We start from the raw sequence: 13,983 nt of genomic DNA, 5'->3' as shown, positions 1-13,983 counted from the left end.
GTCTTTTATTTACATCCAAGGATGCTGTTATTTTTTATAGAAAGGCAGGTGATATGAATGAGCGAAGAATATAAAGTCGGATTTGAATTAGAAGTTGAAACCAGAACTGCACAAGAAAATTTAAAGGCATTTAATAAAGTACTTGGCGATTATACTAATATGATAGTTAATATGGCTACAAACAGTAAATCTATTAGCAACGTAACAAGAATGATAGAAAGGTTAGGAAATATTAGCACTAAGAGAGCACAGGATAATCTTAAAGATATAAGCAAAGTCATGCGAGATATGGATTCTGCTTTCAATATTGATATTTTCAAATTACTATCAGGACAGATTAACACAATGGATTTAGCTGCTAAATCGTTCTTAAAAACTGCTTCCAGATTCAATAAAACAGATATGTCAGGGTTAGAAAATTTCAATCTTAATCCAATCGTAAAGCAGCTAGATTTGATTAAGAATGCTGATGTATCTGCTTTGGATAAATTTAAAAGCTTATCAAGCTCCGTTAATGAAATCACATCAGGAATGAAACGATTGAATGATATGGAGATATCTACAGCCACAAATAATGGTCTTACTACTAAAATGAGTAAGATTACTGAAATGGTTACTCAATTCACAACCGCTTTTGAAAACGTTAAAACCGAAGGTGTAAGCGCTATTGTCAAAGCTTTAACTGAGCTTCCCAAGGCTATGCAGGCTATGGAAAAGCTTGACCATAGCAAGGTTGGCCAATCATTCGACACATTAACTCAGAAACTTCAAAAATTCTTGGCTGAATTAAGAGAGAGTTCTTCTGAGATTCATGCGTTTTCAAACATTGTATCCACACTCGGCAAGGGAACGAATACCAACCCTTTAACTAGTGGATTGCGAAATGTACAGCGTGAAATAAAAAATACCGGTACTGAGAGTGATAAAACAAATAGAAAATTGAGTAATATGCTTTCATTTGGGAAGGTCTATGCTTTTTACAACCAACTTCGCCATTATGGTACTGGTTTCGCTAACATGCTGAATAAAGCGATAGATTTTACGGAGATTGAGAACTACTTCAGCCGTGCCATGGGGAATATGCGTAGTGAGGCTATGAAGTTCCAGAATCAGCTATCTGACATGTACGGACTAGCAATGCCATCTATGATGCAGGCTCAGGCTACATTTAAAAATCAGCTCGGAGCGCTTGGTGATTTGTCTGAAGATATGTCATATATGCTGTCTGAGCGATTAACAAAAATGTCTCTTGACTATGCATCGTTGTATAATGTTTCTGTTGACTCCGCTGTTACAAAGTTTCAGGCTGCTCTGAGTAAGCAAGTAAGACCTATACGTAGCCAATCTGGCTATGATATAACACAAAGTGTACTAGGTGGAACGCTCGAAAGCATAGGAATCTATGACAGGCAGATACGTGATTTGAATGAAGTAGAAAAACGTTTAATTATCATCCTTACGTTACAGCAGCAAATGGCTCGATCAGCAGCAATGGGGGATTTTGCCAGGACTATCGAGCAGCCGGCAAACCAGCTTAAAATACTACAGCAGCAGATTGCCGAAGTAGGCCGTTGGATATCTGCTGTTTTTTATGGCGTGATTGGAAAGGTTTTACCGTATATTAACGGTTTTGTGATGGCGATAAAGTCATTGATTCAAATGTTTGCTTCATTCCTCGGCTATGAACTGCCTGATTCATCTGGATCTACAGGCAGTATTTTGGACAGCATGGATGATTCGCTCGGTGGCGTATCTGATGGCATGGATGATGTAAATGCAGGTATTGACGATGCCAATAAAGGATTAGATAGCGCAAAGAAAAAGACTAAGGAATGGAAGAATTTTCTTGCAGGTTTTGATGTTGCGAATGTAATCCCCGATCAAAGTACTGATGATTCTTCTTCAGGATCTGGTGGTGGAGGTTCAGGCGCTGGTGGTATGTCTATTGATCCACGATTATTAAAAGCGTTACAGGATATGGATTATATATTTGACAATATTAGAATGAAAGCTATGGACATTCGTGACCGGCTGCTTGAATGGGCGAGTATTCTTGGTAAGGTGGTTGATGATAATATCTTTGAACCTATCCGCAATAGTTGGAATAAATATGGTTCTGGTATATTGAAGAACATTACTGAAACCAGAGATAACATTGTGCATATTTTAGGCGGGGTTTTTGATGTTGTAGCAAAGAAATGGAAACCATTTTTTCAAGCTGCATCTGATTTGTTCTTTAGCCTACTAGATACAGCTTCACTTGTTACAGATACGATATCGACATTCTTCCGACATGTATGGGATTCCGGCGGTAAGTATTTATTTGAATCATTGTGGGATTTAGCTACAGCGTTTTTGGAATTAGCAACCAGTGTAAACGATAACTTTGTTAAGCCAATAATAAACTGGTTTAAAAGAAGTATTGCACCAGTATTCGGTGATCTTGTTGGCACTATTCTTAAAGGTGCAGGGAAGATTGTAAAAGGTTTTGCAAACGTTATAACATGGATAGCAAAATGTAAACCCGTAGTTGTTACTTTGGGATCAGCCTTTACAGCTTTGTTTTTGACGATTAAGATAGCAAAAATTGTAGAACTAGCAACAGCTCTAGGTGGAGCTCATAGTGTATTACGTACTTTTGGGGCTTTGGCTTTGCAACACAGTAGCACTTTAAGAAAATTATGGCAAGTATTCTCTGATGGTTATTCCAAAATAACAAATACAAAAAGTGTTTTAAATGTTTTTAATACTACTTTATTAAATACCAAAGCTGGAGAAGCGTTTAAAAAAGTGATGAATGGTATCGGCGATAAACTTCTCAATGTAAGTTCAAATATGTTGGAAGCAAGTGGGAAAGCAACATCACTAGGATCGACTATTATCGGTAAATTAGGAGCAGCATTTAGCTGGCTTGCAGCAAATCCAGTAGTGGCTGTAGTGGCAGGTTTAACTGCTGTAATAGCGGCCGTCGCTTTACTTGGTTCAACTCAAAAAGAGAAGAAGTATGAAATGGATGATTATTCCAAATCTGTACAGGATCAGATTAATGCTCTTGATGAATTGAAAAAGTCTATGGATGATGCTAAAGCTTCAACAGATAAAGAAATTTCTTCAAAGATGGCTGAATACAAACGACTTGAACAAAATGTAGATATATTGCGCCGTATGGCTGGAGAAACAGGCTATGTGGATAGTATCGAGCAAGCTAAGCAAAAAGTAGAAGCTATCAATAAGGAACTTCCGGGAACAGTAAAACTGACTAAAGAAGGACGTATTGAATGGCTGAAAACACCTGATGCTATTCAGAAGAATATTGATAAGCTTAAGGAAAAGGCCAGACAAGAAGCATATGAGAAGCTCTATGTTCAGTATATCCAAGCTCAGATTGAAGCAGAAGCAAAACAGGCTGAATCAAGGGATAAGTTGAATAAATTAAGTGAACGTAAACTTGAATTGTCTAAGCAGATTCAACAGGCAGCAGCTGATGGTGACAGTGAAAAACTTGGGAAATTGAGTGATGATTTAAACCAAGTGAATGCTGATTTAGATGGAACTGAAAAAGCTCTAAAAAAAGCGAATGATGCTGTAGATGCCGCAAAGAAAAAGCAAGATGGTCTTGATAAGACCTTAGGAAATGTTTCCTCTTCTACAAATGGACTCACTGAGGAACTTGGTAAATTCTACGCACAGTTTGGTTTGAGTGATAAAAAAGCGGCTGAGTTTGAAAAACTTGCTACTAAGATGAAAGAAACCAATAAAGTAATGGATTCTTGTATGAAGGATGGCAAGGTAATAAACAAGAAAGAGTATGACGATACAAAAAAGACACGGCAAAAGCTTGTTAAGGAATATGCAGAGAAAGCAAAAAAGTATAAGTTATCATCTAAAGATATCATTGATATTGCTAAAAAGAATGGTGTTAATTTATCCAAAGAAGAATTAGAGCAAGCTAGAAATTCTTTAAAGAATGCAGAACAATCAAAGAAAGATATTACTAAGGTCAAAAAGCAGCAGAACGCAGAGCTGTTATCGCTGTTAGACAAACTTGGCATTGACAAGGATTCTAAGCTTGGTAAACAGTATCAGGATGAACTGAAAAAGGCGCAGGAAAATGGTACGAAATCCGGTGAGGACTATATCAAGAATATCAAAAAGGGAATTAGCAATGGTGATATATCTCCAGATGCTCAGGCACAATGGAATAAAGGTCAGAAGATTTTCGATAATCCATTGACTGTTCTTGCTAAAGTTATGGGTGCTGATTCTGCGGGTAATAATGCATGGCAAACAATGAACAGGATACTGTCAAAAACAATATGGGGTAAAGCTGAGATTGGTAATAAATCCAATGCTGCATGGGATGCATATAATTGGTTTGATAGTTGGTTCAAGGCAGGACCACACACAATATGGGGGCAGTCAGCACTTGGAAATAAATCTAATGCAGCAAATGAAGCTCTTGAATGGTTCCAACAATATTTTAGGAAGCACCCTATTGAAGCAACCCTTTCTATTGTTTCCGGATCAATAGATTTAGCACTTGGAAAAGTCACAGGTTGGATGCAAAAAAAGGCTGAAGGTGGATTTGTTGATACAGGACAAATGTTTATTGCTCGTGAAGCGGGACCGGAGCTTGTCGGTACTATGGGTGGGCGTACAGCCGTTGCAAATAACGATCAGATTACATCCGGTATCTACAGGGCGGTTCTGCAAGCTTTACGTGACGGTGGTGGATTCCAAGACCGTGGAGGTGACTTATACATCACTATTCAGAATGAAGATGGTTCTAAGACCACTAAAATCATTAAGGACTACAAAAAACAAATGATATTTTCCGGAGGTAAAGGAGGTGTGCCAGTATGATAAAGACGGTTGATCCTATTCTGTATCTTGGCGGTGTTAAAGTCAAAGACCCTTCCAGTATTACGATTCAGCGTAATAAGCTATGGTCACAAGGCTCTGGACGGTCACGCAGTGGTAATTTCTGTGGTAAAGTACAGGCACTCAAATACCGTATTGATGTGCAGTGGTCATGGCTGACGGAGGCTGAAGCTGCTCAAATTTGCGCTTTACTTGAACCAGATTATATCGATGTGAAATTCCGTGATCCTAAAACAAAACAAATGAAAACGATTCGTGCATATGCTGGTGATGAAGTTTACAGCGTGTACAGTTATGCTATTGAAAAGGCAGTCTATGAGGGGCTGCCTATTTCTTTGGTTGAGAAATAAGGAAGGGGTGTCGTTTATGACAACAACAATTACTGAAAAAGAAGAAGTGAGAAAAACATTGAAATCAGAATCAAAAAATACTGACGGTGTTACTGTGGTGACTATGGAAGCATCAGTGACAAATATGGATTATAACACAATCAGTTATCATGTAAATATCGTGAATATTGCTGAATATGCAAAAGATAAGGTGAAGTATGATACTGATATCGCAGCCTTTAAGCAGCGTTACGATGAGGCTGTTACAGAGCTTGTGGTAATCACAGAAGGGAGTGTAGAATAATGAAGTTAAGAAGTGGTCAGCTTATTATGCTTATGAATGGATTGTCAAATGTGCAAACTGCAATCAGTCCAAAAGTCAATTATAATGTGAGCCGTAATAAGAAAATTCTTATGGATGAAATAAAAGAATATCAGGATGAAATCACAAAGTTGCAGAAGAAACACTGTAAACTTGATAAAAATGGTGAACTGGTAACAAAAGAAAAAAGTAATGAAATCACATTTAAGAGCAAGGAAGATAAAACGGCTCTAACTACTGCAATCAATGAAATCAATAATACAGAGTGCGAATTGCCAATCAGGATGATCAAGCTTGATGATATCTCTGTGTCTATTTCTCAGGCTGAAATGGATGCTTTAGAATTTATGATTGAAGAAGAATCTGATAAATAAGAGAGCGAGGTGGTGTAAATGTATAGCACCTCAGAAAGATATAAGAAAGCTATAGCAAGAGATATACAATGGTGGGAATCAAAGCTAGTCATAGACGGTACAGAGTATTTTGACTTTATGAAGTTGGATGGTAAGCTTGGGATTTGCGCTGAAGAACACCTTTCCTTCGGAGGAACTGTTTCTGGATACCTGGATGTACAGATTCCAGAAATGACTTCTTCTGTGCAATTTATAGGGCGAAAGGCCATTTATTATGTTGGATTACATCTGGAGGATTACAATATTGGTGAAGAACCAGATATTGAATGGATCAAAATGGGGGTCTACAACATTGTCGATCCTCAACTTAATGATGATGTCGTAACATTTACAGCATATGACAATATGTATAAGACACAGCAGGGATTTTTTAGCAGTCTTTCAAATAGTCAGCCTGTAGCGGCTGTTCTGAGAGAGCAATGTGCCAAGATAGGTATTATATATGCTGGCGGTGATTCTGGTGAATCTATCAACGTAGAAAAGCTACAGGGACTGCAAATGCGTGATGCTATCAGCTATATAGCATCATTTTGCGGTAAAAACGCAGTTATGGATCGTGATGGTAACTTGGAATTAAGATGGTTCTCTGCTGTTGAATTCACAGCAAATCCAGACATATGCTCACCAACATTCAGCGTTGGTCAGGCAGACACTATTGTTAGACGGATTACATGTGCTGTAGATGCAGAAACAAACCTGAACGCAGGCAATGATACTGGCAGTATAATCACTTTATCAAATCCATGTATGACACAAGCACAGCTGAATGCGATATACAACAAAGTGAACGGATTTTCCTACCGTTCATGTTCTGTGAATATCATTATGGGACATCCTGAGCTTGATGTAGGTGATATTATTTCTGCGCAAGACTTAGATGGATCCATTTATAAAGTGCCCATCATGATTATGGATATCATAGATGATAGTGGAATTCAACAGACAATAACATCTAGCGCAAAAACAGAGCAGCAAGAGCAGTATTCTTTTCAGGGGAATATCTCACAACAAGTACAAACAAATTACAGTGAGTACATAGCCACAAAGCGATTGCTTGCAGACACAATCATTGCATATGATGGTAAGTTTGGAACCATTACTACTGATTTTCTTACTGTAAATCAAAAAATTACAGCACATGAAGGTGAGTTCAGTACATTTAAAGCTGATACAGCGGCTTTCAAGATTGCGACAGCTGAAGAATTTACAGCTATTCATGCTGCAATAGATAATCTGGATGTTAATACAATCAATGCAGCTCTAGCTAAAATAAACGTTATGGAAGGAAATCTAGCCACTATTGATACCATCATAAATGGCCATTTTACTTCTGATAGCGTTCACTCACTGATAATCAATGCAGAAAACACCGTATTCTCTAACTCAGTTATAAAGTCGGCCATGATAGACAGTGTAGCAGCTGATAAAGTAACTGCCGGTACGATTGATGCTAGCAGCATACACTTTAAGTCACAGTCAGGTCGATTAGATATCTTTGGTGAGACCCTCCAGATTAAAGATATCACAAGGCCAAGAGTACAAATTGGCAAAGATGCATCCGGAGACTACAACATGTATGTCTGGGATGCCGCCGGGAAGCTGATGTTTGATGCAGCCGGCATAACTGCATCTGGTATTCAACGACCAATTATCGTGGATAGCATGGTGGCCGATAATGCCAACATATCGGGAGATAAAATCAACATCACATCATTGGTAAAAGAGATTAACGACGGTACAGAGGTGATAAAGTCTAGCCATATTTTGGTGGATGGAGCTAACCAGTCTCTATCTGTGGTGTATAACACTATCACCGGTGATTTAAGTACATTAAGTACAGCATTATCCGTGGAGCAAGGCAAAATCTCATCATTGATTACCGATGTGTCACAGGCTAAAGGTGATGTCTCTACGCTTAAGACCAATTACAGTAGTCTTACGCAGACTGTGAATGGCATTAAAAGCATAGTAGGGGAGCATACCTCCACTCTGACAAGTGTAACGAGTAAACAGACACAGTTTGAACAAAGTGTAAATGGATTGACTGGCAGAGTGTCTTCAGTTGAATCCACTGCATCTTATACATCAACTAAGCTTAATTCTTTGGTTGCTGATGTTAACGGATTTAAAACAACAGTAAGCGATACATATGCGACCAAGGATACCGTAAATAACATAAGCTCAACCATCACACAAAAGGTGGATAGTTTATCAGTGGGTATCAAGGAATCATATAATCGAATAAATCTCATAGAGAATTCTGATTTTACAAATGATACAGCTTGTTGGAACAAATCATTAGCGTCGACATGTACAGGCGGCAGAGCGATGACATGGGGAAGCAGTACAGGGCGTGCGCTTTGGTTGGAATCAAGTGCATTTGATGGAACTGCGAACAGTAACTGGTTTCAACGTATAGACATAGGACGTAAGGTAAAAGGATTTTATATGTCCACTGAATTTTTGACAAATTCCGATTATGTGGCTGGGCCTACAAATCCACTTGCAACTTATATTATCAATATATATTATACCGATGGCACCAGAAGTTCAGGGTCTGTCAGAGATACATCCCATAAATGGGTGCGGGTAGGCAAGTTTGTAGAGGTTGAAGATAAAGAAATAGAATATGTAAGAGTATATCTTTATGGTAGAGACTTCAAAGGACGCATAGCTTTTAATAGACCTTTCCTATGCGAAGCTAATTCAGCTATTGATCCATCTTACTGGGCGCCTGCTCAATCAGAAGTGACAGGCAATATGAGTGTTGTGATCAATTCTGGAGGATTACGTGTAAATAATGGAGCATTATCCATTTATAACAATGCTGGGAGTAGGGTACTGTATGGTGATACGAACGGAAATCTAACTATGACTGGGACGGTCACTGCCACATCTGGTAAGATTGGCGGGTTTGACATCGGAGCATTAAGATTGAGTGCACAAAACAATGGTAAATATACTGTAATGCAAAGTGCCGGGACGTATGCTTTTTATGCAGGCAGCACAGCAGAATCTATGACAGGTGCTCCATTTTATGTGACACATGAAGGAAAGTTAAAAGCTGACAATGCATTATTGACGGGATCATTTACAAGTCTTGGAACAGAAAATACAAAGGTAGTAATAGGTAATGGGCGCATGGATTTGTTTATTAACAGTAATCATTGTGGAGGAATAGCATCATCTTACACTAGCAGTACCAGCAGAGGTATATTACTATCGGCTGATACTGGCGCAAAGTTTTTATCATTGGGACAAACAGATATTGACGGTAATAGCGGTGCATCATGGTACACACTGAATTTTGGCTTAAATCCATCAGGTTGGACGGAGCGACATATATTTTTAGGGTCATCGAACTTTCCAGTTCAGCCTAAAAATGGAAAAGGTTATGTGGTCGTTTCTAATGTTACTGGAGGTGGTTTCCGCAATATTAGGCAAATATATCATGGTCATCCTGATAGCAGCACTGATTATCTGCAATACGAAGATGTCACAGGAGCAGATTATTATTGCAAAACATCATGGGTATCTGATGCTAAACTTAAAGCAAATATTATGGATACTGATGTATGTGGACTTGATGCAATAAGGAGATTTAAGCATGAATCCTTCGTCTTTAAAAAGACAGGATTACGAAGATCAATAGGCTATATAGCACAAAATCTCCAAGAAATAGATCCGCAGCTTGTCGAGAATTTGGGTGGTACACTAGCGATAAATCCAGAAGTTGTCATACCATATATCTCTAAAGCAGTGCAAGAACTAGACTGTATTGTAAAAAATAGCGAACTATCCGTATCACGGGAACTGAGTGATTTAAAAAGCAAAAATAATGAATTAGAGAGGAGGGTGGATACATTGAGAGAAGAGATAGTGCGTTTAAACAATGAGTTATTTGATACAAAATCCGCTTTATCTGCTTTACGGAGTTGAGAAAGGAAGTGATCAAAAGTATCTCGTTTTAAAGGGTGTACGTCAACACCCTTTTAATTTGCTCAAGAGAGCGGAAGGAGAAGAAACATGGATATGCTTTACACTGTTTTACTGGCAGACCTCAGCATGGTACTGGTCTGCTACGCTATTTTACTACTGGCTTTTGCATCTAACGTGGTGCTGAGCCTTTACCACAATATCAACATCACAGGGGAGCACTTTGACGCTAAACGGCTGTGGCAGGGCGTTAAAAAGGCCTTGGTGCTGGTCTTTGGTACAATGCTGATGGTTGCTGCTGTAGATGCAGCCACTACGCTGCTCACGCAGTATGTGCCAGATATCAATGAGCAGGTGCATGACCTCATCACCGTGGCTATGATTGCCGCTACAATCGGCGTAGCAGCATGGCGCTATATCAAGGATGCATACAGTACGTTTATCAATATCCTTAATGGCAAGCCCTCTGAGGTCGCAGCTGCGGTGGATACAAAGGAGTAAGACATGTCGGATGTAATTATTGTGGCTCTGATTGGAGGCGTATGCACAGCCATACCGTCATTGATAGCAACGGTAGTGATCAACAACAAATCGACAGCTGTCATGCAGTATAAAATAGACGACCTTACAAAAAAAGTGGAAAAACACAACAATGTTGTAGAACGTATGGCGGTTGCAGAAAACAGTATCAAATCGGCTCATCATAGAATCGATGACCTTATGGAAAAATAGGAGGAAACAAAAATGGCATTTAAGAAAAGAACAAGCCTGTCCGGATTAACAGGCAGTAATTGGATGGATTGGGCGCTACGGCGTACAGGAGTGGCAATGCCAAACTGCTTTACCTATGCTACAGCTCGTATCAGCGAGATTTTAGGTCGAGAGGAGTATTTGGATAGCCCACGTGTAAACGGGGCGCAGGAGCTATGGGACAACTACTCAAACGGGTTTAAACGCTCAAAATATGCTGTAGAGGGTGCACTCATGATCTGGCAGTCCGGACAGTGGGGACATGTTGCAGTATGTGAGGAGCTTATTGACACCAACACAATCGCATGGTCGCAGTCAAATTACGGCGGTAAAAGCTTTGAGTATATCAAGGGCAACCCTAATGGTTATCTGGGCATGAAATTTTTAGGATATCTGGTACATGATAAACTGCCGAAAGCAGAGGCAGCAAAACCATCCACTAGTAAGCCGACTACAACCGGCATTAAGGCGGGCAATAAGGTCAAAATCAAGTCCAGCGCTAAAAAGTACGCTACTGGCCAGACAATCCCCGCATGGGCTAAAGGCAAGACATATACCGTACAGCAGGTATCTGGCAGTAAGGCGCTGATTAAAGAGCTTGTGTCATGGGTTAAAACATCCGATTTACAGATGACCGGCGCAGCTGCGGTGATTGCAGTCGGCAAAAAGGTCAAAGTTAAAAAGACGGCAAAGACCTATGCAACAGGGCAGAGTATTCCGGCGTTTGTAAAAGGTACGACTTACACAATCATGCAGATTAGCGGCGAAAAGGTGCTGCTGAAAGAGATCATGAGCTGGGTACGTAAGTCAGACTTGGAATAAGAAAAATCACCACTCATTCCTTTGGGAGTGGGTGTTTTTTTTTATGTATAGTTTGACAAAAAATTACAAAAAATGTATTATTTAGGTGTGATAATCATGAGGTGAGGGTATGGATTGGACGGGTTTAAATCAAATAAATACTATTTTAGGTATAATCAATGGTGTGGTTGGTATCATTAATATAGGAACAGCTTTTTGGGGGTGGCTAAATCATAAAAATAAGAAACAGTTTATGGAAAAGCTAGAAAAAGAGCGTATATCTGCTCAAAAAGAAAATGCAAGAGTATGCCGTACTTGCAAAAGCAATTTCAAGGCACGTATCACCTCACTAGAACAGACCAATAATAAGTTATTAGAAAAAGTTTCAGGATAGGAGGGGGTTTTATGATATACATCATTATAATAAGCTTGATTATAATTATTGTTCCGCCTATTTTTATAATACTCAGTAATTTAGATTATAGGAAAACGATTATAAGTGAATGTTCACAAGTTTACGGTATAGAATTAAATACCATAAGTGTAAAATATACAATATTAGAAGACAGGGTAGCTAAATATCCTATGATGAATAAAGAAATAAAAAGACTCATCAAACTGGAAAAAGATAAATATGTAGATATAAATAAGCTAGTAGTTGGTAAATTTAAAATATCTGATTTGGTACCTTTGTGTAAAAGTATACAGTTGTTTAATGAAATTGAAGAGTGTAAGGATAAGGGCGTTATTGATTTATTTGATGATGTGAGAGAAATGAATCATAAGATAGCAACAGTAAGGTCGCCTTTAAAATGCAAGATTAATGGTATGAAATCAAAAATACAATTCTTTATTATATTGATTATAGTTAAGCTATTTAACAAATTTAAGGATTTTACCCGGCAAGATATAGAACAAGTTGAGAAAGATAACGATTTTACAGTTGATTCAAATTTAGGTTTACTTAATTAGCTACTCTCCACACAAGAGAGTGGCTTTTTTATTTACATTTCAATATATAAGTAGTATAGTATATAAGCAATCACCTAATGATTGTATTCCCTGTTCTCTCTATTAAATAATTTTTTCATGGGGGATAAAAAAGCCGACATTTAGCCGGCTTTTTAAATATGGCAAAACAAATGAGATACTGATGTGATTAGATGAAGAAACTTCTCGTAGTGGAGGAGCACTACAAGAATAGTATGATTATGTATTCTCGTATTATTCACAACTTTTTTTGACTGTCTTTTTTGTTTGGCATGGGATAATACTTATAAAGAAAAGAGTCGTTCATAGCAGCTCTTTTCATGAATTAAGAAACTGAGGTGTGAGTAATAACTATCACTCATTATAATATATGTTAAAACACAAAAAAGTGCAGAAAAAACAAAATACTTGAAATTAAAAATATATATGATAGAATATTTTCGCCTGTTGAATATTGCCTAGGTATTGAACAAAGGCGGCCACTATCTTTGGCGAAGTTCGGATTTATCCGAACTTTTTTATTATCTTGCTTAATAACGCTAAAATATTCATAACGTATTTACAAATGTTCATATAAACTATATAATGATTACGTTGCCGCCCATTAAAAAGAAAGAGATACCTAGGCAGTATTTTGCGGCACTTGACCACCTTAATGGTGGCTTTTTATTATTTTATAGACTTAAAATCCCGTATTTGATGATTTATTTACTTTTTTAAATTTTTATGTGAGATAATGTGCACGGCAGCATAGATATCTTACTCTCCCCCAAGTCCGTATCATATCTTACAAGCGCTGCCGGCTCCCGTTTTGATTTCCGGGAGTCTTTTTTATGGTTTCAAGCTCTCAATAAACCACCTGAATTTACCGGGACCCATATACTCATAGTATATAGTCCTTGTTGCGCCACCGATCTGCACCACAAACATTTGACCACCACCACCGCAGTTTTTGCTATGGCATTGTGGTTTATGGCGTATGATCTTGTCCACCTCATAACGCTCCCCATCCCATATCAACGCCAGGGGAGTGATATCGCCCATTTTATCGACGAGCATTTCTACTTCTATATATTTTTTGTACATTCTTTGCATACTGTCACCTCATTGTTTATGATGATACCACTATTTTTTATAGATACAATAGGTAATGTATTGCCATTATTTACCAGCCCTTTTTGACGGCGTTTTATATTACAATATTATCCTGCAAAGGAGAGTGTAAAAATGAAAAGAATAAGCAGAGAAGCAGCATGGGGGATACTGTCAAACCACAAAATAGTGATTTTGGGGCATGGGGAAGCATCGGTTGAGGAAACAAAAGACATTATTAAGCATACGCTTGATATTGTGCCGGATGCAATTAAAAATATGATCAAAGACAATACATTGCATCCAAAAGTCTATGAAGGGTTAGGATATGAGGAAATAAGATGGGAAGACGATAATACACTGATCAAGAAGCATCTGAATGAAGCGTTTCTGGAAAAAGATATCTTATATATCAAGGAATATAAAGACAATTGTTTAACCAGTACAGCAATGCATATAATTGATCTTG

General features: G+C 38.2%; 12 protein-coding genes. 11 read left to right on the top strand and 1 reads right to left on the bottom strand.

All coding sequences use genetic code 11. The features are described from left to right. Positions 1 to 57 precede the first annotated feature (57 nt). The 10 genes from ACLRVU_RS14020 (at position 58) to ACLRVU_RS13975 (ending at position 12,404) form a co-directional block, all read left to right on the top strand. On the top strand, positions 58 to 4,863 hold the full coding sequence (locus tag ACLRVU_RS14020; protein WP_142419639.1) for a hypothetical protein: 4,806 nt from the start codon (positions 58 to 60) through the stop codon (positions 4,861 to 4,863). Further along, entirely contained in the window at positions 4,860 to 5,231 is a 372-nt protein-coding gene (locus tag ACLRVU_RS14015) for a hypothetical protein (protein WP_055201369.1), read from the top strand. Before ACLRVU_RS14020 ends, ACLRVU_RS14015 begins: the two co-directional genes overlap by 4 nt. A 16-nt stretch (positions 5,232 to 5,247) precedes the next feature. Next, positions 5,248 to 5,514: a hypothetical protein gene (locus ACLRVU_RS14010; RefSeq protein ID WP_142419640.1), complete on the top strand. Its 267-nt coding sequence runs from the start codon at positions 5,248 to 5,250 to the stop codon at positions 5,512 to 5,514. Next, positions 5,514 to 5,906, top strand: coding sequence for a hypothetical protein (locus tag ACLRVU_RS14005; RefSeq protein WP_142419641.1), 393 nt, complete (start codon positions 5,514 to 5,516; stop codon positions 5,904 to 5,906). Before ACLRVU_RS14010 ends, ACLRVU_RS14005 begins: the two co-directional genes overlap by 1 nt. A gap of 18 nt (positions 5,907 to 5,924) precedes the next feature. After that, positions 5,925 to 9,884: a tail fiber domain-containing protein gene (locus ACLRVU_RS14000; protein ID WP_412892259.1), complete on the top strand. Its 3,960-nt coding sequence runs from the start codon at positions 5,925 to 5,927 to the stop codon at positions 9,882 to 9,884. Positions 9,885 to 9,971: 87 nt separating this feature from the next. Then, positions 9,972 to 10,382: a hypothetical protein gene (locus ACLRVU_RS13995; RefSeq protein WP_142419643.1), complete on the top strand. Its 411-nt coding sequence runs from the start codon at positions 9,972 to 9,974 to the stop codon at positions 10,380 to 10,382. A 3-nt stretch (positions 10,383 to 10,385) separates the two neighbouring features. Further along, a complete protein-coding gene (locus ACLRVU_RS13990) occupies positions 10,386 to 10,613 on the top strand; it encodes a hypothetical protein (protein WP_022300241.1) in 228 nt (75 codons plus the stop codon). 12 nt (positions 10,614 to 10,625) lie between these two features. Beyond that, positions 10,626 to 11,453, top strand: coding sequence for a CHAP domain-containing protein (locus ACLRVU_RS13985; protein WP_142419644.1), 828 nt, complete (start codon positions 10,626 to 10,628; stop codon positions 11,451 to 11,453). Positions 11,454 to 11,562: 109 nt separating this feature from the next. Further along, positions 11,563 to 11,826: a hypothetical protein gene (locus ACLRVU_RS13980; RefSeq protein ID WP_008728276.1), complete on the top strand. Its 264-nt coding sequence runs from the start codon at positions 11,563 to 11,565 to the stop codon at positions 11,824 to 11,826. An 11-nt stretch (positions 11,827 to 11,837) separates the two neighbouring features. Then, positions 11,838 to 12,404, top strand: coding sequence for a hypothetical protein (locus ACLRVU_RS13975; RefSeq protein WP_008728277.1), 567 nt, complete (start codon positions 11,838 to 11,840; stop codon positions 12,402 to 12,404). 849 nt (positions 12,405 to 13,253) lie between these two features. On the opposite strand, the gene ACLRVU_RS13970 is transcribed toward ACLRVU_RS13975, so the two are convergent. After that, entirely contained in the window at positions 13,254 to 13,517 is a 264-nt protein-coding gene (locus ACLRVU_RS13970) for a hypothetical protein (protein WP_142419645.1), read from the bottom strand. Positions 13,518 to 13,649: 132 nt separating this feature from the next. On the opposite strand from ACLRVU_RS13970, the gene ACLRVU_RS13965 reads away from it, so the two are divergent. Further along, the coding region (locus tag ACLRVU_RS13965) for a hypothetical protein (RefSeq protein WP_412892258.1) at positions 13,650 to 13,983 on the top strand (334 nt) is incomplete at its 3' end.

The sequence above is a fragment of the Beduini sp. genome, from assembly GCF_047239305.1.
Taxonomy (GTDB): domain Bacteria; phylum Bacillota_I; class Bacilli_A; order Erysipelotrichales; family Coprobacillaceae; genus Beduini.
Note: the sequence above shows the minus strand (reverse complement) of the source record. Positions and strands in the feature narration are given on the sequence as shown.

Coding starts and splice junctions, on each gene's coding strand:
- ACLRVU_RS14020 (WP_142419639.1), top strand. CDS start 58: ATGAGCGAAGAATATAAAGTCGGATTTGAATTAGAAGTTGAAACCAGA.
- ACLRVU_RS14015 (WP_055201369.1), top strand. CDS start 4,860: ATGATAAAGACGGTTGATCCTATTCTGTATCTTGGCGGTGTTAAAGTC.
- ACLRVU_RS14010 (WP_142419640.1), top strand. CDS start 5,248: ATGACAACAACAATTACTGAAAAAGAAGAAGTGAGAAAAACATTGAAA.
- ACLRVU_RS14005 (WP_142419641.1), top strand. CDS start 5,514: ATGAAGTTAAGAAGTGGTCAGCTTATTATGCTTATGAATGGATTGTCA.
- ACLRVU_RS14000 (WP_412892259.1), top strand. CDS start 5,925: ATGTATAGCACCTCAGAAAGATATAAGAAAGCTATAGCAAGAGATATA.
- ACLRVU_RS13995 (WP_142419643.1), top strand. CDS start 9,972: ATGGATATGCTTTACACTGTTTTACTGGCAGACCTCAGCATGGTACTG.
- ACLRVU_RS13990 (WP_022300241.1), top strand. CDS start 10,386: ATGTCGGATGTAATTATTGTGGCTCTGATTGGAGGCGTATGCACAGCC.
- ACLRVU_RS13985 (WP_142419644.1), top strand. CDS start 10,626: ATGGCATTTAAGAAAAGAACAAGCCTGTCCGGATTAACAGGCAGTAAT.
- ACLRVU_RS13980 (WP_008728276.1), top strand. CDS start 11,563: ATGGATTGGACGGGTTTAAATCAAATAAATACTATTTTAGGTATAATC.
- ACLRVU_RS13975 (WP_008728277.1), top strand. CDS start 11,838: ATGATATACATCATTATAATAAGCTTGATTATAATTATTGTTCCGCCT.
- ACLRVU_RS13970 (WP_142419645.1), bottom strand. CDS start 13,517: ATGCAAAGAATGTACAAAAAATATATAGAAGTAGAAATGCTCGTCGAT.